Annotated in this window: 17 protein-coding genes; 9 read left to right on the top strand and 8 right to left on the bottom strand. The window is 37.4% G+C overall.

Annotation, left to right across the window (positions count from 1 at the left end; all coding sequences use genetic code 11):
• Nucleotides 1-370: 370 nt before the first annotated feature.
• Complete coding sequence (locus AC13DP_RS12820; RefSeq protein ID WP_347405943.1) at nucleotides 371-934, top strand: DUF3109 family protein; 564 nt, start codon at nucleotides 371-373, stop codon at nucleotides 932-934.
• Between the two features lie 105 nt (nucleotides 935-1039).
• Nucleotides 1040-2386, top strand: coding sequence for a dGTP triphosphohydrolase (gene dgt / locus AC13DP_RS12815; protein ID WP_347405942.1), 1347 nt, complete (start codon nucleotides 1040-1042; stop codon nucleotides 2384-2386).
• 76 nt (nucleotides 2387-2462) lie between these two features.
• Here the strand turns inward: dgt and AC13DP_RS12810 are convergent, their stop codons facing one another.
• Nucleotides 2463-3461, bottom strand: coding sequence for a DUF3078 domain-containing protein (locus AC13DP_RS12810; protein WP_041578535.1), 999 nt, complete (start codon nucleotides 3459-3461; stop codon nucleotides 2463-2465).
• A 37-nt stretch (nucleotides 3462-3498) separates the two neighbouring features.
• Nucleotides 3499-5265, bottom strand: coding sequence for a 1-deoxy-D-xylulose-5-phosphate synthase (locus AC13DP_RS12805; RefSeq protein WP_347405941.1), 1767 nt, complete (start codon nucleotides 5263-5265; stop codon nucleotides 3499-3501).
• Between the two features lie 81 nt (nucleotides 5266-5346).
• Here AC13DP_RS12805 and AC13DP_RS12800 point away from each other — a divergent pair, with 81 nt between their 5' ends.
• The 3 genes from AC13DP_RS12800 to AC13DP_RS12790 all read left to right on the top strand — a co-directional run bounded on the left by AC13DP_RS12800 (nucleotide 5347) and on the right by AC13DP_RS12790 (nucleotide 10159).
• On the top strand, nucleotides 5347-5796 hold the full coding sequence (locus AC13DP_RS12800) for a nucleoside deaminase (protein ID WP_013069923.1): 450 nt from the start codon (nucleotides 5347-5349) through the stop codon (nucleotides 5794-5796).
• Between the two features lie 152 nt (nucleotides 5797-5948).
• Nucleotides 5949-9557, top strand: coding sequence for a BamA/TamA family outer membrane protein (locus AC13DP_RS12795; RefSeq protein WP_347405940.1), 3609 nt, complete (start codon nucleotides 5949-5951; stop codon nucleotides 9555-9557).
• A gap of 11 nt (nucleotides 9558-9568) precedes the next feature.
• Nucleotides 9569-10159: a thioredoxin family protein gene (locus AC13DP_RS12790; RefSeq protein ID WP_228249789.1), complete on the top strand. Its 591-nt coding sequence runs from the start codon at nucleotides 9569-9571 to the stop codon at nucleotides 10157-10159.
• Nucleotides 10160-10195: 36 nt separating this feature from the next.
• On the opposite strand, the gene AC13DP_RS12785 is transcribed toward AC13DP_RS12790, so the two are convergent.
• From AC13DP_RS12785 to AC13DP_RS12760, 6 genes are all read right to left on the bottom strand, one after another.
• On the bottom strand, nucleotides 10196-10852 hold the full coding sequence (locus AC13DP_RS12785) for a haloacid dehalogenase type II (protein ID WP_483067911.1): 657 nt from the start codon (nucleotides 10850-10852) through the stop codon (nucleotides 10196-10198).
• Nucleotides 10853-11067: 215 nt separating this feature from the next.
• The gene (locus tag AC13DP_RS12780) at nucleotides 11068-11622 is read right to left on the bottom strand and encodes a lipid-binding SYLF domain-containing protein (protein WP_228249791.1); all 555 of its coding nucleotides are present in this window, start codon (nucleotides 11620-11622) and stop codon (nucleotides 11068-11070) included.
• Between the two features lie 339 nt (nucleotides 11623-11961).
• Nucleotides 11962-12360, bottom strand: a complete 399-nt coding sequence (locus AC13DP_RS12775) for a hypothetical protein (RefSeq protein WP_483067910.1) — start codon at nucleotides 12358-12360, stop codon at nucleotides 11962-11964.
• A gap of 87 nt (nucleotides 12361-12447) precedes the next feature.
• Nucleotides 12448-13320, bottom strand: a complete 873-nt coding sequence (locus AC13DP_RS12770) for a ChaN family lipoprotein (protein WP_483067909.1) — start codon at nucleotides 13318-13320, stop codon at nucleotides 12448-12450.
• A 121-nt stretch (nucleotides 13321-13441) separates the two neighbouring features.
• Nucleotides 13442-14638, bottom strand: coding sequence for an HmuY family protein (locus AC13DP_RS12765; protein ID WP_483067908.1), 1197 nt, complete (start codon nucleotides 14636-14638; stop codon nucleotides 13442-13444).
• A 17-nt stretch (nucleotides 14639-14655) separates the two neighbouring features.
• Nucleotides 14656-16773 carry a TonB-dependent receptor plug domain-containing protein gene (locus tag AC13DP_RS12760; RefSeq protein WP_483067907.1) on the bottom strand — a complete coding sequence of 706 codons (2118 nt, stop codon included), beginning with the start codon at nucleotides 16771-16773 and terminating at the stop codon, nucleotides 14656-14658.
• A gap of 179 nt (nucleotides 16774-16952) precedes the next feature.
• On the opposite strand from AC13DP_RS12760, the gene AC13DP_RS12755 reads away from it, so the two are divergent.
• The 4 genes from AC13DP_RS12755 to AC13DP_RS12740 are packed head-to-tail and all read left to right on the top strand — an operon-like array spanning nucleotide 16953 to nucleotide 20692.
• The gene (locus AC13DP_RS12755) at nucleotides 16953-17828 is read left to right on the top strand and encodes a heme/hemin ABC transporter substrate-binding protein (protein ID WP_483067906.1); all 876 of its coding nucleotides are present in this window, start codon (nucleotides 16953-16955) and stop codon (nucleotides 17826-17828) included.
• Nucleotides 17818-18852: a FecCD family ABC transporter permease gene (locus AC13DP_RS12750; protein ID WP_483067905.1), complete on the top strand. Its 1035-nt coding sequence runs from the start codon at nucleotides 17818-17820 to the stop codon at nucleotides 18850-18852. Before AC13DP_RS12755 ends, AC13DP_RS12750 begins: the two co-directional genes overlap by 11 nt.
• On the top strand, nucleotides 18852-19661 hold the full coding sequence (locus tag AC13DP_RS12745) for a heme ABC transporter ATP-binding protein (protein ID WP_483067904.1): 810 nt from the start codon (nucleotides 18852-18854) through the stop codon (nucleotides 19659-19661). The genes AC13DP_RS12750 and AC13DP_RS12745 overlap by 1 nt, the downstream gene beginning before the upstream one ends.
• Nucleotides 19658-20692, top strand: coding sequence for a hemin-degrading factor (locus tag AC13DP_RS12740; RefSeq protein ID WP_347405931.1), 1035 nt, complete (start codon nucleotides 19658-19660; stop codon nucleotides 20690-20692). The genes AC13DP_RS12745 and AC13DP_RS12740 overlap by 4 nt, the downstream gene beginning before the upstream one ends.
• Nucleotides 20693-21016 lie beyond the last annotated feature (324 nt).

The raw sequence follows: 21016 nt of genomic DNA, 5'->3' as shown, positions 1-21016 counted from the left end.
TAGGAAAAGCTTTCGAGGCAGGAACCGAAATAGCTTTTATAATTTTGCAGGATGCTCTTTGCAGCGCAAAAAAGGCCAATTCGCAATATATTTAAGATCAAAAAATAATATCCAAACGTTGCCAGGCTGTATAAATGAAGTAGACCGTTCACAAAAAGGAAACCTTTTTAACGTAAACTATCACAGTAAAACGAGGTATTTGTTACAAATTTATTTTAGTTCGTGACCTACCGATCTCGACAACTAAGGACATGAGCATTTAATCCCGATTACTGGGTAAAACAGGAACCGTGCTATTCAAATCTCGATGATTCATCAAATAATAAAGCACTTTTCTTTATAAAATCAATCTTAAAATTATCTTTGCCGTATGTTTCAGTTAGGTAAAACCATAGTTTCAGAAGAAATTCTAAAAAAAGAATTTGTTTGTAATCTTTCTGCCTGTAAAGGGGCATGCTGTGTAGATGGCGATGCCGGTGCTCCCATAGAAGAGTATGAGAAAGAGATCATGGATAGCATTTATCCAAAAGTTAAACCATTTCTAAGGCAAAAAGGAATCGAGGCCATAGAAGCACAGGGACGGTATATCACGAACGATTTTGGTGAGATCGAAACCCCGCTTATCGATGGTGCCGATTGTGCGTATGTCACCTTCGATGATAAAGGAACCGCTCTTTGCGGAATAGAGGAGGCCTATAATCAGGGAGAAATCGATTGGAAAAAACCGGTTTCATGCCATCTTTATCCGGTACGCGTTCAGGATTATTCAGAGTTTTCTGCCGTCAACTACCATCAATGGCATATTTGCGATGATGCCTGTAGCCTTGGCGAAGAATTAGGTGTACCTATATATAAATTCACTAAAGAAGCACTTATTAGAAAATTTGGTGAAGACTGGTATGCCGAACTGGAAAAAGTAGCTAAAAAACTATAAGTAGGGCGTTGCCTTCGGCCGGGCTTTCGCTGCTCGCTTTGCAAGGATGTACCATCTTGCAAGAGCTCAAACAAACTGCTCTATCCCTAACGCTAAATAAAAATCATGAACTGGGAACAACTATTATCACTAAAAAGATCTGGCGATACCAATAAAAGATTACGTAAAGAACAAGATGAAACCCGTTTAGGTTTCGAGGTAGATTACGATCGTATTATTTTTTCTTCAGCCTTTAGGAGTTTACAGGATAAGACACAGGTAATCCCACTTTCTAAAACAGATTTTGTACATACGCGTTTAACCCATAGTCTGGAAGTTTCTGTAGTGGGCCGATCCCTAGGCCGCCTAACGGGAAAAAAGATCCTGGAAAAACACCCTCATCTTAGCACTATTCATGGCTACCAGATGAATGATTTTGGAGCAATCGTTGCCGCAGCCGCTTTAGCGCATGATATCGGAAATCCTCCCTTTGGACATTCCGGAGAAAAAGCCATAGGCGAATATTTTTTAAATGGAAACGGCAAAAGATTCCAATCCCAACTTAGCGAAAAAGAATATCAGGATTTAGTAAAATTTGAAGGAAATGCCAATGGTTTTAAAATTCTTACCCAGGATCGTCCCGGTACTCCCGGTGGTTTAAGAATAAGTTATGCCACCCTTGGTGCTTTTATGAAATATCCTAAGGAATCCTTACCGCACAAACCCACAAAAAATATTGCCGATAAGAAATTCGGCTTTTTCCAAAGTGAAAAAGACACCATGCTTGATGTGGCAGAAGAACTTGGCCTAATCAAAACTGGAAACAAAAATGACATTAGTTTTTCAAGACATCCTCTAGCATTTCTAGTAGAAGCTGCAGATGATATTTGTTATACAATTATCGACTTCGAGGACGGTATTAATCTGGGTTTGATCGACGAGGATTATGCATTAGAATATTTAATTAAACTGGTAAAAGACACGATATCCACACCTAAATACAATTCTTTACAAAGTACGGCAGATCGCTTAAGATATCTGCGATCTTTAGCGATTAACACCTTGATTCGCGAAGCTGCTGAAATCTTCCTGGTAAACGAAGAAGCTATTCTTGCAGGAGAGTTCCATCAGGCTTTATTCGACAAAAGCAAATACGAAGCACAGATTAAAGATATTATCAAAATAAGCATTGAGAAAATTTACCAAAGCGAAGAGGTAATCAATAAAGAAATTGCCGGGTATAAAATGCTGGAAACTTTATTAGACACCTATACCAATGCATTTTTACCAGCAACCCAGGATTTAGATTCGAATTTTAACGATCTGGTCTTAAAGTCTGTACCAAAGCTTAAAAATTTAAATGCAGAAACTTCTGTATACCAAAAACTTATTCAAATTTGTTCGTATACCGCATCACTTACTGATGGATTTACGGTGTCTTCTTTCAAAAGATATCAGGGTTCCGGTTTTTAATATTTCAATATCTTCACACTTTAGGGAAATACATGAACCTATTTGCTTAGCTGTTTAATTCCAAAAAGAGTTTAACCTAAAAAACATAGGTAAAACCAACCCCTAAAAGCTGTTTCCACTGTACCCTGGCTCCTAAGGTTTCCAGATTCCCATCGCCATTAGTATCTTCTTTATATTTTACATCATTATCATAAAGAAGATGAGAGCCTATATTGGCTTTTATAAAATCGTTTACCTTCATATCAAACGCCAATTGCCAGTCTACATCAATATTTCCAAAATCCCGAAGATAATCTGAATATAAGCTTATTTGCGTATTCATATTCACATTGGGAAACACCTGTTTCTTAAAATCACTGGTCACCAGAAAACCAAATTCTGAACGTACTTTATTACCCTCATCAATTAAATTCCCCAACTCATCATATTCTGCCGGGTCTACCCCAAAAGCTCCTTCATTGGCTAAACGCTGATCGAGTACAAAAGTAGATTTTTCGGTAACCGGAGAGATATACGCATTAAAGTTTTCATCTGGATGCGAAAACTGCGTACCCACACCTATCAAAAGATATCCCGGAGCCATGAATTTAGAGATTGCGGCATCGGTATTAGGATACTTATAACCATTGGCAAATTGGGTCCTAAAATCAATATTACCGGAATAATACCAGTTAGACACCGAATCTTTACGATAACCAAAAGTAGTCTTAAACTGAATTTGATCGTCGGTTTTTCTAAGTTCCTGTCCCTCCTGGGAGTTTAGTCCATATCTTAAGGACAGGTAATTTTTCCAGCTGGTTAACTTTTTCTTGTAATTTCTTTCAAACTGTCCATGAAATAAGGCAGAAATGGAGTTATTTCCCCCTGCATTCCAGTTTACAAAAGCTACTTCACTTAAATTCACTCCAACAGCATTTTTTTCAGACCAGTATATGATTACCGGCTCGACATCTGCAGAATCTTGAGGCGTCTGTGTGGTGTCTTGCGCCGTTTGATTTTGTGCACACATGGATAAAGAAGAAATACCTAGATAGAATGAAATACAAATTAAACTAATGATTAATCGCACTTGCATTGGTTATTTAGATTATTCGGGTTCGCAAAATTAAAATTTATAACAGAGATTTCAGCTCGTTAATTATAGTTTTAACGTCAATTCCGGCAATTTCTTGTAATTCGCCGATCTCACCATGTTCAATAAAGGCGTCTGGAATCCCCAAACACTTTATTTTCAAACTATAATCATTTGCTGCTGCAAATTCTAATATCGCACTTCCAAAACCTCCGCTTATCACACCATCTTCTATAGTTAGAATCGTTTTATATTTTTTGAACACCTGATGCAGCATCATTCTATCCAAAGGCTTAACAAACCTCATATTGTATAATCCAATCTCTTCGCTAAACTCCTGTAATGCTAATTTCGCATTCCTTATAATCGAGCCTACAACCAGGACAGCAAGGTTCTCACCTTCCTTTTCACAAACTGCCTTACCAATTTCCAAAGCTTTAAAAGGCAGCTGCCAATTTACATTTACCCCTCTTCCTCTTGGATAACGTATAGCCATGGGATGTGTTAAACCTAATTGAGCGGTATATAACAATTGCCTAAGTTCAATCTCGTCTGCCGGTGCGACCACAATCATATTGGGAATAGCACGTAAATATACCAAATCAAAAAGGCCATGATGTGTAGCTCCATCTTCCCCTACCAAACCGGCTCGATCCAAACAAAAAATTACGGGTAGGTTTTGCAAAGCGACATCATGAATTACCTGATCGTACGCTCGTTGTAAAAAAGTAGAATAAATATTGCAAAAAACAATGGCTCCCTGTGTTGCCATACCTGCCGCCAGGGTCACCGCATGCTGCTCTGCTATTCCTACATCAAAGGCTCTTTCTGGGAAAGCTTCCATCATATACTTAAGCGAACTTCCGGTTGGCATCGCCGGTGTAATTCCAACAATACTCTTATTTTTTTCTGCTAATTCTACCAGAGTTAAACCAAAGACATCCTGATATTTTAAAGGTAGGCCTTCGGCACTTTTTGGAAGTAATTCCCCGGTTTCTGGTTTAAACTTTCCGGGCGCATGATATTTTACCTGGTCTTCTTCCGCCTTCTTTAATCCCTTTCCTTTTTTAGTAATAACATGTAGAAACTTTGGTCCTTTTATCTCATTTAGTTCTTTCAGAATAGATAATAATCCTTCTAAATCGTGACCATCTATAGGGCCAAAATAGCGAAAATTAAGCGCCTCGATAATATTGCTTTCTTTGGGCTTATAGCCCACTTTAGCTTTGGTAAGATATTCTTTTAAGGCTCCTACACTGGGGTCGATCCCAATAGCATTATCATTGAGTATTACCAGTAAATTGGCATTGGTCACCCCGGCATGGTTTAAACCTTCAAAAGCCATCCCGCTTGCAATAGAAGCATCACCAATAACCGCAATATGCTGTTTATCCAAATCCCCTTTTAATCTTGAAGCCAGCGCCATACCCAGTGCTGCTGAAATGGAAGTGGACGAATGCCCAACTCCAAAAGCATCATAAACGCTTTCTTCTCGTTTAGGAAAGCCGCTTATCCCTCCTAATTGCCGATTGGTATGAAATTTTTTGCGTCTGCCTGTTAAGATTTTATGCCCGTAAGCCTGGTGTCCTACATCCCAAACCAGGAGATCCCTGGGAGTATCAAATACAAAATGAAGGGCAATAGTGAGTTCTACCACGCCCAAACTGGCTCCTAAATGCCCTTCTTTTACCGCAACAACCGCTATGATGTACTGTCGTAATTCTTTAGCCAAAAGCTGTAATTCCTGTAAAGACAAAGCTTTTAAATTTTCCGGCCCTTCTATGTTATTTAAAATCTGATATTCCATAATCAAGACAAATTTAGTTTTATCCTTAAACTATTTTTAATAATTATCACTTCCTTTTTTATCTTGCTAAAAATTTACGCTGTGCTTACACCTTTTGATGATACCTACTTTATGAAGAAAGCCTTTGAAGAGGCTCAAATTGCTTTTGAAAAAGGAGAAATTCCTGTAGGTGTAGTAGTGGTTATTAAAAACCGTATTATCGCCCGTGGGCACAACCTTACCGAAACTTTAAACGATGTAACGGCCCATGCAGAAATGCAGTCCATTACCGCGGCAGCCAGTTTTTTAGGAGGTAAATATTTAAAAGGCTGCACTATGTATGTTACTCTAGAGCCCTGCCAGATGTGTGCCGGAGCTTTATATTGGAGCCAGCTTTCCCGATTGGTCTTTGCGGCCAAAGACGATCACCGGGGATATCAAAAATTTGGAGTGCAACTGCATCCTAAAACAGAAGTTTCCCAGGGAATAATGGCCAACGAATGCAGCCAGCTGCTCAAAAAATTCTTTATCCAAAAACGCAACCTTAACTAAGCTCAGGTAATGTCGATTGGTTTTTATGAAAATTTTTAGGCTTGTTCAAATAAAAGTGTTATAGATAGTTAAAATTTATTTACATCTCTGATTTTTTTTGAAATTTCACGTCGCCCAAGCGCATTTGGTCATTTCAACATAACAGAAAATACATGATAAATAGATTTCTACTTCAACAATCTGCATATAGCTTTAAAAAAATATTCTTCGCTTTTTGCTTTATACTAGCTATAAGCACTACGCATTTTTACGGGCAGCAATCTGGTAGAAAAGTATCACAAACTTTTTATTTTACAGGAAATACCGGGGTCGATGAATCTGATTACACCAAACAGGTACTTTCAGCTATAAACGAAATGTCCCAGAAGGATGAAAAAGCCACCTTCGTGGCCATAGGGAATATTACCTCTAAACAAGGCTTTCCTCCAAAAAAGAAAGATCGAGAAAAGGCAGAAGCATTACTTCGAAAAAGCCTTATGGAACCCATGGAGAATTTTAATGGACGTGTGATCTACACCCCAGGTAAAAATGAGTGGAATAAAAACGGACATGAGAATATAGACGATATGGAATCGTTTATCCAGGATAATAGTAAAGCGGAATTTTGGCCAAATGATGGTTGCGTGAGGGAGATTGAAGATCTGGACACAGAGAATATCGAATTGCTAATGGTAGATTCTCAATGGTTTTTAGAGGATTGGGATAATCATTTATATATTAACAATAAATGTGATCTTAAAACTCGTGACGATTTTTTTACCAAATTTAAAGACGATCTTAAGGATGAGCAGAATAAAACGGTGATCGTTGCGATCCACCATCCCGTATTGAGTAATACAAAACAGGGATTTTTTGAAAAAACAGGTGGCTTTAAAAAAGAAGATTACTATAGCCAGCAACGCAAGCAATTAAGAGGTACTTTAGAAACCCTGGCCAGTATGTTCCCAGATGTGATTTTTGTTTCTGCCAGCGATCAAAATTTGCAATATTTATCAGATGACGGAATTCCACAAATTATTAGTGGAACTGCAGGTAAAAAAACCAAAAAAGCCAGAGCAGATGAAGAGGACGGACAGTTTGCGTCCAGTGATCATGGTTTCGCCAGACTTACGGTGTATGACGATAATAGCTCTGAAGTTGAATTTTATTCCGTTGAAAACGGAACTCCTGAAAAATTATTCAGCACAACGATTAAAAGAGAGCAAACAACCTTAGACGAAGTTTCTTACCACGATATCAGCAACTGGCCGGCAACAAAAAAGGCCTCTATTTATACCGATGAGGAAACATCTAAAAGCGGTTTATATAATTTCTTTTGGGGAACACATTACCGCGATGTTTACAGTAAAGAAATCGAAGCTCCGGTACTTGATTTAACCAAACTAGAAGGAAATCCCGTAGCCATCTCTGAAGGCGGTGGACATCAATCCAGGTCTATCCGTATAAAAGATGATAAGGATCACGAATACACCTTAAGGGAACTAAGAAAAAGTGCGGTTAGATTTATCCAATCGGCCATAAAAAATCACTACGTAGAAGATTATATGCAAAATACCGTTGCAGAAAGAATAGTACAGGATTTTTATACTACTGCACATCCATATGCTCCTTTTGCGTTAAACACCATACTCGACACCCTTAACATCTATAATGCCGAGCCAAAAATTTATTACCTGCCCAAGCAAAAAAATCTGAATATCTTTAACGAAGATTACGGGGATAAACTTTATATGCTAGAAGTTCATGCTGGCGATGAAAACAAAGACAATCCTAAGTTCGGAAATCCAGATGATATCATTTCCAGTACCGATTTATTGCTGGATATGAGAGATTCTAAAGAGTACCAGGTAGATCAATCGGCTTGGGTAAAGGCACGTCTTACCGATATGCTTATTGGTGATTGGGATCGTCATAACGATCAATGGCGTTTCTCTGAATTTGAACAGGAAGATGGCTCTAAACTTTATAAGCCTATAAGACGTGACCGCGACCAGGCATTCCCAAGATATGATGGTTTAATTATCAAGTTACTGAGACTGGCGATTACCGATTTTAGAAAAATGCAGGATTTCGAAGGTGGGGTTAAAAACGTAAAGTGGCTAAATTTTGACGGCTATTCCTTAGATCAGGCATTTTTAAAAGATATTACCTGGGAAGAATGGGAAAAACAGGTGACGTTTATACAAAATCAACTTACAGATCAGGTCATTGAAGATGCTTTCAAAACCTTACCGGAAGAAGTACAGGATCAGTCGATAGACGATATTAAAAAAGCATTAAAAGAGCGCAGGGATAATCTTTTAGAACCTGCAAAAGATTATTATGAATATGTAAATCGCTTTCAGATCATCACCGGAACCGAGGAGGATGATAAATTCCTGATCACCAGAAAACCGGATGGTAAAACAAGCCTTTCGATCGAAACTGAAGGGGAAGTGGTCTACGAACATACTTACGATAAAAAACTTACCAAAGAGATCTGGATTTATGGTCTAGACGGTAAAGACGATTTTAAAATCGAAGGAGAAGGCGATCATTACATTAAACTTAAAATTATAGGGGGAGAAAATAACGACACTTATGATTTTGAAAATAACCGGAATGCAAAACTTTACGATTACAAGAATAAAAACAATACTATAAAAGGGAATAGTAGTAAATGGTTGGTTGATGATTACGACATCAATAACTACAATCCGGATAAACGCAAATACAGTACCAACACCATATTCCCCGCCATTGGATGGGATCCGGATGCCGGATTTAAGGTGGGTATTTCCGATACTTATACCACTTATGGCCTAGCGAATAATCCTTTTCAATCGCAACACAAATTTGGTGCAGCTTACTTTTCGGCAACTAATGGATTCGAGTTTACGTATTCTGGAGAGTTTGCCCATATTTTTCATAACTGGAATTTTGGGATAGAAGCCGGTTTTACAAGTCCTAATTATGCTATTAACTTCTTTGGTTTTGGTAACGAAACCTCTTATGATGACGATGCGGTAGACAGAGATTATAACCGTGTGGGGATTGCCCAGTGGAACTTTGCTCCTTCTTTAATCTATCGAAATGGAAGCGGAATTAATTTTGAAATCAAACCTATGATTGAATCTCATGAAGTAGATTACAAAGCCAACGAAGCTACCGGTGAATTTTTTAATAGTAATGATGATATTTTCGAAAACCAGATCTATGCTGGTGGTGAATTAGCTTTTCAGTATAAAAACAAAGGAAACGAGCTTGCGTTCCCAAGACGGGGACTTCAGTTTGATCTGGCGACAGGTTATAAAACAAACATCGACGAATTCAACAACGAATTTGTGTATTTGAAACCATCTGTATCTATAGATTATCCTTTACACGAAAGTGGAATTGCCGTGCTTGCCACTAAGATTGGAAGCCACATGATTTTTGGCGATAATTACGAATTTTATCATGGAGCAACTTTAGGTGGTAATCATAGCTTAAGAGGATATAGAAATGAGCGTTTTAATGGTAAAACCTCTTTTTATCAAAGTACTGATTTAAGAGTAGGTCTCGCTAAATTCAGAACTAATTTTATCCCTGTAAGAATGGGAGTGACTTTAGGTTTTGATTACGGTCGCGTTTGGGAGGAAGACGACAATTCTGATATTTGGCATAATGACTTTGGGGGTTCCATCTTTATAAACGGATTTAATGCACTTTCTGGAAATTTAGGGCTATATCATAGTGAAGATGGGAATAGAGTAATGTTCTCACTAGGATTTAACTTCTAAAAACTTTTTAAATGAATGTAAAAAAGCCGGTATTTAGTTATATCGAATTTTACGAATGGATGGTACAGCTGGTAAATAATAAGCAGACTTCCGGCGAAAAACAAACCGAAAATCTTATCCAATTTACCGAGCTGAATTTAAGCCGAATGAAAAGGCTTAATAAAACAACAAAACTGATTCCTGAATTGGAAAACCTGGTAACCGGCCTTAAAAAGCCACAGGTTTGGTATGTCATTACCGAAGCATGGTGTGGAGATAGCGCACAAAATTTACCGGTAATTGGCGAAATTGCTACTGCCGGAGACAAAATTGAATTAAGGATCGTCCTTAGAGATGAAAATCCTGAATTAATCGAGAAATACCATACTAACGGAAGCAAATCGATACCAAAACTTATCGCTTTTTCTGAAAAAGGAGTGGAGCTGTTTTCCTGGGGACCAAGACCTAAACCGGCACATGACCTGGTACTCGACTGGAAAGAAAACCCAGCCGGAAGAGATTTTGAAGCCCTTGAAAAAGAATTGCACACCTGGTATGCTAAAGATAAAACACAAACCCTTCAAAAAGAATTTCTGCACCTGCTGAGTGGTTTAAAAAATTAGAAATTTGCCTGAAATTGTAGAATTTCAGGAATTTTTTTAGAGCGTTTCCATTAGACCTTTTAAATCTTTTACAAGACCATCTGCCGTGTTTACCAAAGGATATAAACTTTTTCCTTTTCTTGCTACAAAGACCGTTTTTAAACCTGCATTCTGGGCACCAGCAATATCCCAACCGTGAGCAGCGACCATTATCGCTTCCTGAGCCTTAAGCTTATAATCCTTTAAGACTTTTTGATAAGTACTTGGGTGGGGTTTAAATTTACCCACTACATCTACCGAATATATACCATTAAAATATTCGTCAATTTTAGCATATTTCAGTTGCGCTTCAGCAGTCTCCTGATTTCCGTTGGTTAACGCAATTAAATGATAATCCTCTTTTAATGCTTTCAGTACCATCCCTACCTCAGGGTAGGCCGGTAATTCTTTTACCAGCCGCAATAGGGATTGTATCTCTTTTTCAGAAAATTCTTTTCCAAAATAACTGGCAGCCATTTTCAATGTCGCGAAGGCCACCTTAGAGAAATCATGATGAGAACCTATCTCGTTCTCGACCAGAGAATAATGTAGCAGTTTACTAAACCAAATCTGAAATCCAAGGGAATTTCCTAATCCGGCGTTGATCTCATCTTCTAGCTTTTGCATATCCAACAGGGTTTCGTTTACATCAAAAATGATTGCTTTTATTTTCATACCAGTAAAACTACCTCAAGACAATTCCATGAGGCTTTAATTAGAAGTTTATTTTATATTTACAGACCCAATCCTGATTATTATCACGTACACAGGCATTAGGCTTATCATTACAGATCATCAATACGCATTTTATCTTTTTCAATTTTCTAAAAAAGAAAAGGTCGGTAATAAATTTAACCGACCTTAAAAAAGATGAATATATTTTATCTGGATTATTTACTCCAATCCTGATATTCAAACTTTTGTCCGCCTACAGCAATATCGATCATTGCACCGGCTTTAGGCATAGTTACAATAGCTCTACCATCTTTAAAGCTTATACTTTTAGCCTTTCCTTTTTTAAGAATTACTGCAGAAGCTTTACCGGATAGCTTATAATTTCCTTTTTTAAATTTTGCTAATTCAGATGCTGTTTGAAATAAAATAGCCTGTCTATAGGCCTGCCCTCCTATCTGCAAACCGATATCTAATTGTTTTAACTCTGAAAAACCAGCTACCTGCCCATTTTCAAAAAGTACTCCGTTTCCTGCGGCTCCACCCAAAATATAAGCCCCTTCCCCAACATTTGGAAAAATCACATAGCCAGCTGCTTTTTCAAAAAGCGCGCTCATTTCGGGTTCTTCTTTAACAAAAATAGCTTTAGATGCTGTAGCATCGTCGATTAAATCCTTTTGCTTTTCGGTCTGTGCGTTCAGGTGAACTGTGCTAAAAACAAATAGTGTTAATAGCGTCAGGAAACCAAAGTTTAATTTCTTTTTCGTCTTCATAATTTTATTTTTTGGTTTTAACAAAATTAGGAAGCCACTACCGGAAGGGGTGTTAATGGGCTGTTATTTCACGCAATTTTAAAGGAAAACTTAAATTAGTATAAAAAAGAAAAGGCCGTCAACCAGCGTTGATCAGCCCTTTTCTCACTCTCTCTCACTTAAAATCAATTATAAATTTCTGTGTGTATTCAGAAATTAATATCCGGAAAATCAGATTTGGGATAGACTTCCCGGAATTTTTTGTAACTGTTTAGTTTTAATACAAATAGATGATTCAAAAATATACATCGTGTATCACTAATTTTGTTAACAGCTTGTTATTTCACTTAATTTTAAGCTTTAATCATTTTTTGACAGTTTTTTTTCTTCACTATCCCTTGTCATCATTATAAAGACACGAGCTCCGCTTTCCTCTTTAAATTCAAAATCCTTGCCAACAAGTTCCCATCCCTGCGAATTATATTTCTTGAGGAGTTTTAATAATCCATTATAATCATACCGATTAAAAAGTTTTGATCGCTTTAGTTTGATTTTCTGGTAATCTTCTCCATTTAAAGAAACATAAGCCATATTAGACTTTAGGCTGTACGGACCATAAACTATGCTTAGATAATCTTTATGAATAGCCCTATGATTCGAAATTTCAGATGAAATTGCCAAAGAATCCGTTTCCTGAGCGCTGGTAAGTAAAGAAAATCCGAAAAAAGCTAAAAACGAGAGTAGTTTGAAAAATTTCATAAGAGTATTTTTGAAGTTTTTCAAAACAAGAATAACTCCAAAATTTAAAAATCGATAAATTATTTATGTAAATAGGGAATTTCCCAATTAATAGGTTCGTGTAAAATCTTCAGGAACAAAAAGTATAAAATTACCGGTGCTTGCTTTTTCTGCTACAAATTCTAAAGATTCGTTGTCACTTTGCTCTGCACTAATCACCGCGATTTTTAAATCAGGTTGCATTGCTTTTAAATACCAGTAAATACCACCAAAACTTTTGCTATGATAATCGCCATTGTAATGTAAAAAAATACCATTTTTGGGTAAATAATCAATGATCTTTTCAGCCATAGTAGCATCTTTAATCGCTTGTGCTTCTACGAACTTCATCGCGTCAGCCTCCATTCCGTGAGCGCTCATCATTCCAAACATTTCAGCATAACCGGGAGTAATCGTATCTACTGTTATGGGGAGTTTTGCAAAGTAAGATTGTGCTTCTTTTGCATAGGTTTTTAAGGTATCCAGTCCATATTTTGAAACTACCGATGCATAACGTCTTGGCACGTTGGTAGCCACAAACTGTAAATTGTTGGTTTTGGCAAATTCAATTAAAGGCTTATAATCAGTTTTATAGTTATTCCACAGCCGCATTTCTTCTTCAAAACGGTTCTGCGGAATCTTATCCTGAAGGTATTCATCCAGAATCAATTGATTATCGGCTTCAAACATTTCTGCTCCCAAGACCAGATTCGGGTTTTTAGCATATAATTTTTCAGTAAGTTTCTTCTGAAGCCAATGGACCACAGGATGATCATGAAATTCCCCAAAAAGTACCACCTCATAATTCGATAAACTATCGCTCATTTTTTGAAAGGAAACTTCATTTCCTTCAGCATCATAAATCGCATAGGCTTTTAATTGCTGTGCTTTAAGACTGCAAATGATAAAAAGTATTAATACGGTGGTAAAAAAGTTTTTCATACTAAAAATTGTACTATTAAAATAAATAAAATCCTGCGATTAGGAATGCACATGGCTCGATAATCGAATAGAAAATCCCTGCTTAAAAAACAGGGATTAAGACTAATTAAAACAACACTCCTTATAAAAGATCGTAGACGATCTGAGGATAACCGCGTTCCCCTTGTTCATTGAGCAACGCGGTAAATTTTAGCTTGTAAAAGTTACCATCGGTATCCTTTATAATATAGTAACGATCTGATTTTAAACTGGCGGGACGTGTACTACGCCACTCACTGCCAATTACCGTGCGATCATCGTAAACCAGCTGGCTTTCTTTAACATCATCTAAACTAAATTCATTGTAAGAGGGTTGGCCGGTTGGCACGGGAGCAGCACCTTCTCCTTCACCAGGTTCTTCAGTAAGCACCATATAAACTCCTACTCCGTTATGAATATTATGTACCATATAATCGGAATAAGTTGTGCCAGCTACAAATCCAGTTGAATTTCCGTAGTAAGAATATACACTGGTATAATTAAGATCCCAATTACCTACTCCAGGCTCTACACCAACTTCAGTGCCGTTTTCCAAGCTAAAAGCAGTAAAATTATAAGCCACGTCTTTGGTAATTACCACTTCTTCGTGTGTATCTGAACCTAACGGAGCATATTGCAGTACATAATCGTTGTTATTCATAAAAACCTTGATTTTATAAAAACCACGATCTTCACCAGTGTGATTTAAAGAACCATCTTCAGAGGCAGGTGGGATTTCAGCTCCAAGGGAAACCACGAAAACCTCGGCTTCGTCTTCAGCAGTTACAATATCGCCTATGGCAGTTTCATCTAAATCTCCTGTACTACTATCGGTAAAAGAAATACCATTCTCAATATCTCCATACATCGAATATTCAACTGGTAAACCGGCCAGCAATTCGCCAACGTTAGTTACAGTTACCTCATCAGCTTGAAAAGTATCAGTATTAAAAGACTTTAAATTCATTGGAGTTGCTAACGAAGTATCGTTATTCACCGCATCGATATCGTAAATCCCCTCTAGTTTTGCGGCCGAAACCAAGATTGACGAATTTAAAACCACCCGGTTTTCAGTACTTATAAAACCAAGTTCCCAGCTATCACGACGAACTACAGTTGTCTTTTCTGTACTTAGATCGATATATACCTGATTAGGTTCATTCGAACCTCCAGATTCTATATCTAGCACCGCACTTTCTACTGCGGGAATTTCGATAACACTCACATTATCATCATCGCTACTACAGCTAAACACGACAAAAGAGAGGCAAAATAATTGAAGTAAAATATTCTTTTTCATTGGTATATTAATTAGGATTACATATTAAGGTTATATAAAAGTTTTAAAAAATAAGAGCGGCCATACCCAAACAATAGTGAAGTTGCTGGCGCATCATGACCGCCCGTAGCGGTAATAGCCGAATTGTTTACACGAACGACATTAAATAGATTTCTGGCACCCAGGGTAACTTCAAAACGTTTCTTAAAAAAATATTTATTGATACTGGCGTCCATTAACGAGTAATCTTCCTGCGTTCCCTTTACAAATTCGTTGGTATCGTTATCTCTAAAATATTGCTGTAACTCGCCGTTATATTTTAATAATACTGAAAAACGTGTTTCTGCTTTTGGCCAGTAATATCGAAGCGCCGCCGTAGCATTTAAACTGAACAGATAATCATCTGGATTAGATGTTTCGGTTTTCAGGCTTTGTGAAATCCCGGTATAACTTAATCCAATATTGGTTTGAAAATTTTTATAGCTCAAGTTGTTTTCAGTAGACACTCCCAGGATTTTATATTCGCTGATATTTAAATATTGCATCTGTGAATTATCCCCCACTACCGCCAGGTCTATTTTATCCTGAATATCAAAATGGAAGAATTTCAGATTATTCTGAAGCTGAAATTGCTTATTGAAGACTGAAGTTTTTTCCGCAGAGATCAGATAAGAAATTCCGTCTTCCGGGGTCAAATCGGGATTACCACGAACATCATGATTAGCATCTACAAAATAGTAGTATAAATTAGTGAAAGTTGGTGTTTTATAAGCCGACCCTATAACCGCCTGGAGTTTTATATTCTTCGCCGGCTTGTAATTAGCACTGGTAGACCAGATAAGTTTACTACCGTAATTAGAATTATTGTTTAAGCGAACGCCTGGATAAAAAGACCAGTTATTTTTGGTAAAAGAAAGCTGAGAAAACACATCGTAATTCCCCAAATCCTGCTCTGCAATATCATTGGAATAGGCTCCGCTGGCCACGGCATCATATCCCTCCTGATAGGTGATTTCGTAACCTGCGGTTAGGTTAAAATTGGTCGATTTAGACAATAAGTTGATAAACGTTCCCTTAGAAAACCAAAGATCACTTTCCTGATTAGTGGTATTTTTAGTGGTACTCCGTTTACGTTGCTGCCTAAGATCATACACATAATTCTCATAGTCTCTGGTTTGGGTTTGATACGATAGTGAAAGATTATAATCTATCTGATTTATACGTCCAAAAGCCTGGGCTTCATGCCTAAATCGATTGCTTACGAATTGCTCGTCGTTAGCTGTGATATCGTACTCCCCATTCTGAATTCTTGGATTAATCGAATGATTATAAATATCCAGGGTTTCGTTATAATAATTGAACTTGTAGAAAAAATTGAAGTTCATTTTACCATATTTCAGCATGGCATTTAAACTATGCTGCAACTTTGGATTCCACTCGTAACCTCGAAGACCGTCATTAACTACACTGTTTCCCGATAAACCAAAATAGTCCCTCCCGAAGTAATTATTTTTGAATCCATTAAAATCGTTTCTCGAAAAATTAGCCGAAGCATACCAGTGATCTGAAATATTATGTGCAATAGCTAAGTTTTGGATATGCCTTCCTTCATCCTCAAAATTATATTCTTCACCAACCGTTTCCTCCTGTAAGCTTACCCTAATATTCCATTTAGAAGCAGTAGATTTTTTGGTGATAATATTGATAACTCCTGCAACAGCGTTATCACCATAAATAACTCCCATAGCGCCTTCGGCGATTTCTATACGGGCAATATCTTCCAGATTGATCTGCGTAATGTCTATATTATTGCCGTAGCCATTATCACTTACCAGCGGTACATTATCGACTAAAATTTTCACGTAATCGCCGGACAATCCAAACATACTTATGGTAGAACGGCCGTCTGCGGCATTGGGCGTAATGCTGATGTTTAATTGCTGATTTAAAATATCGGCAAGATTGTTTGCTCCAACCTGGTTAATCTGATGGGCACTTATAGTATTTACAGTGAATAATTCCTTATCGATACTGGAAATGGTATGCTGGTTTCCAAATAACAGCACTTCATCTAATGCATTAACCCTTACCGAATCCCTTTGTGAATAAAGGCTCCCAACAATTAGGCTGAAACAAATAAAAACTGAAAATTTCATTATTTAGATTTAGTTTAAATAAACTTAGTCGCAAACTTAAAGGCTGAAATTGAAAACTACAAGTAAAAATTGTTTTTATTTTTAAACAATCTAAATAAAAATAAATTTAACATTTGAAAATGGAATTCTTTCAAAATGAATTTTACATTTGCTTTATTTAGATTTAATAAAAATTATAAATGAAACTATTTAAACTGTCCATCCTTCTATGTGTTATCGCCATCGGTGGCTGTAAAAACACCGAATCTGATACGAAATCATCACAAGAATCTGAGTCAGAAAAATCACAGGAACGTATTATTAGCCTTAATGGAACACTAAGTGAAACTATTAGTGAATTAGGGTATCAGGATAAACTGGTAGCTGTAGATGTGACCAGTATGTATCCGGAAAACTTAAAAGAAAACGCTACCGATCTTGGCCATGTGATGAACTTAAATATTGAAGCCCTGCTTCAACAAAAACCAACACAAATATTTGCGGTAAAAAAGGAATTATCTGCAGATATTATTTCCCAGCTTAAAACTTTAGAAGTTCCTGTTCATTATTACGAACCTGAATATTCAGTAGAAGGTGCTAAAAACCTGATAAACTTGGTAGCCAAAGATCTTAATACTGAAGCTCCGGAAAAAATAACCCACAACATCGAAAATAAGCTTGATGTTCTAGAGGAATTTAAAAACAAACCAAGGGTAATGTTTGTCTATGCGCGTGGGGCCGGCACCTTGCTTGTGGCCGGGAAAGAGACTCCTGTGGCAAAAATGATCGAGCTTGCCGGTGGTGAAAACGCTATGAATACGTATGATGATTATCGCCCGCTTACTACAGAGGCTGTTGCACAGGCCAATCCCGATGTACTCTTATTTTTTGATAGCGGCTTACAAAGTGTAAACGGGATAGAAGGTTTAAAAGGAATATCGGGTTTAGCCAATTCTACCGCAGTAAAAAAAGGACAGGTAGTTAGCATGGATGGTTTATTATTAACAGGCTTTGGCCCCAGAACAGGAGAAGCCGCAGTCCAACTTAACAAAGAGCTTAGCCAATATGCAAACTAAGTTTAAATGGTATATGTCTTTAGGTCTTACCCTGTTGGTTGTCGCTTTCATCGCTTCCAGCCTCTTGGGCGTATACCAGTTAAACTGGAATGATTTTCTGCTTTTATTTAAAAGCATTATTGATGACACGGTAGCAGTAAACCCCACCGATGCCTATATATTTTTTGATGTACGTATGCCACGAACTATTTTAGCAATCATTATGGGCGCAGGTCTTGCTGTTACCGGAACGTCATTACAGGGTATGTTTAAAAATCCTCTTGCCACCCCGGGAATTATAGGAATTACCGCGGGATCTGCTCTCTTTGCCGCTGTAGCCATTGTGTTAGGGAGTACCATTAAAAGTTTTCTTCCTGAAATTTTACATTATTCCTTAATTTCTATTGCTGCTTTTATCGGTGCGCTCTTAGTCATGATACTGGTATACAGCATCTCCTTTAAAAATGGAAAAACACAGGTAGTGATTATGCTTTTAGCCGGCGTTGCCATTGCAGCCCTGGCCGAAGCTACGACGGGATTCTTAACCTTTATCTCTAAAGACGACGAATTACGTGATCTTACGTTTTGGCGACTTGGGAGCCTTGGTGCTGCCAACTGGTCTAAAGTGATGATCCTTTTTATCATTAATCTTATTTGCCTGAGTCTCCTGTTAGGTAATGGCAAAGCCTTAAACGCCATGATGCTAGGAGAAGAAAATGCAAGGCATTTAGGCATTAACGTAAAACAATACCATGCTAAAATTATCTGGCTATCGGCATTAGTTGTGGGTACCTCAGTAGCTTTTGCTGGAACTATTGCCTTTGTAGGACTTATTGTTCCTTATATTTTACGATTGCTTTTAGGATCTGATTACCGACTAATTTTACCACTCTCAGCACTTTTTGGCAGTGTATTACTGCTAACAGCAGATATTATTAGCCGAACCACTTTAGCGCCCATCGAAATCCCAATAGGTATCATTACTGCTTTTATGGGCGCCCCGGTATTTATTTTAATTCTTCTTCAATTTAAAAAAGCATTGTAATGTTAGCCGTAAATCAGTTAAACATCCACATCAAAAACAGAAAGCTGCTTGAAGATATTAACTTTAGTATTCAACCGGGAGAGCTTTTTGTGATTATCGGTCCCAATGGCGCCGGTAAAAGTACTTTGCTTAAAGCCTTAACCGAAGAAATTAAGTATTCCGGAGAAATCCGTTTTCAACAAGAATCCATAAAAAAATGGACAACGGCAAGATTGGCAAAAACAAGGGCTAAATTTAGCCAACATCATCAACAGGATATTCCGTTACCGGTAAACGAAGTGGTCATGATGGGGCGCTATCCTTATTTTGTCAGTAGGCCGGGTATTACAGATCTAAAAGTGGTTGCGGAAAGTTTAAAGCTTACAGAAATGAGTCATTTTAAGGACAAATCATACAATCAACTTTCGGGAGGGGAAAAGCAACGCATTCATCTTTCCAGAATATTTGCCCAGCTCACTAATAATTTCCAAAAGAAATTAATGTTACTGGACGAGCCCCTAAATAACCTGGATGTTTATTATCAACATAAAGTTTTAGAAGTGATAAAAGACTTTGTAAAGAAAGGAAATATGGCTGCCATCGTAATGCATGATTTAAATCTTGCCGCCCAATTTGCAGATCGTATTGTATTACTTAAAGATGGTAAAATGGTAAAGTACGGTAATCCCAAAGAGGTGCTGACCTCTAAAACTATTTGTGATGTTTACGATTTTCCCTGCAAGGTCATGGCGCATCCGCTCGCAAAAACACCCATGATTGTTTTTGGTGAAGAAAAATCAGCTTCAATAATTCAAAATATAAACCCATGAGTACAACAAGTTTAAAACAGCGATGGGAAACTCTTAAAGAAGAGCAACCTCAACTAAGAATACGAAACGCCGCCCAGGCGCTTAATGTAAGTGAAGCCGAATTACTGGCGACAAAAATCAACAATGGGGTTACCCGATTAGTAAATAAACCTAAAGAAATTTTACCGGAAATTGAATCTTTGGGCAAAGTTATGGCGCTAACGCGTAACGAAAGCTGCGTACACGAACGAAAAGGAATATATCTAAATCCGTCGATAGGTAAATCGCCCGTCGGACTTTTTGTTGGAGAAGATATCGACCTGCGGATTTTCTTTATGCACTGGGCTTTTGCTTTTGCCGTTTCTGAAATGGCGCGCGGAAAAGAACGTCTTAGCTTGCAATTTTTTGCAGAAGATGGGATGGCTATTCATAAAATCTACCTTACGCCCCAAAGTCATGTTGAAGCTTATAAAGCTTTGGTAGAAAAATATAAGTCTGAAGAGCAAAATACCAAATTAGAGATTAGCGTTTTTGCCGAAGCCCCAAGGTATAAAAACGATAATGAAGTTGATCTTGCCGGTTTCCAAAAATCATGGGAAGAATTAAAAGATACACATCATTTTTTTGGATTATTAAAGAAGCACAATATTAGTCGTTCCCAGGCGCTAAGATTAGCACCCAGCGCCTACTATGCTGATAAAATTGAAAAAGAAAAAATTGTTAGCATGTTAGAAAAGGTTGCCAGGCAGGAATTGCCAATTATGGTTTTTGTAGGCAATCCTGGGAATATTCAGATTCATACCGGAAAAATAAATAAAACGCTATGGCATCAGCAATGGTTTAATATAATGGATCCTGATTTTAATCTCCATTTAAATATGGATGGCGTCGCTAATTGTTGGGTGGTTAGAAAGCCCACCGAAGATGGAATTGTTACCTCTATTGAGTGTTTTGATAAGAATGACGAATTAATTGTTCAGTTTTTTGGAAAACGAAAACCAGGCATACCCGAAATTAAACAATGGCAGGAAGTTGTAGCACAACTTCAGTAATTAAAAAACCCAGAAAAACCGCAAGAAATAAAACCAATTTTTTTAAATATTTTGAATTTCCCAATAGTAACCGGTATCGGGGTATTATACCAATTAGCGATGCCAGTAAAAATTATGTCATGCTGGAAATCATTTTAATCGTTCTGGCAGTTATTTGTTTTTTGATTATTCTGCTGCTTTATAAAGATGGTGGGATATGTTCTAGTAAGTTTTAAAGTCAGGAAAAGGGATTAAAGTTTCACTTTTAATCCCTTTTTTAGTTTGTGCCACACCAAGGAGTATATGGTGAAAAAGAATATTATCCACGCTCTTTTTATCCTAATT

Source organism: Zunongwangia sp. L-65 (genome assembly GCF_056859415.1).
The sequence above is the reverse complement of the archived record's forward strand: the minus strand, read 5'-3'. Positions and strand labels throughout refer to the sequence as shown.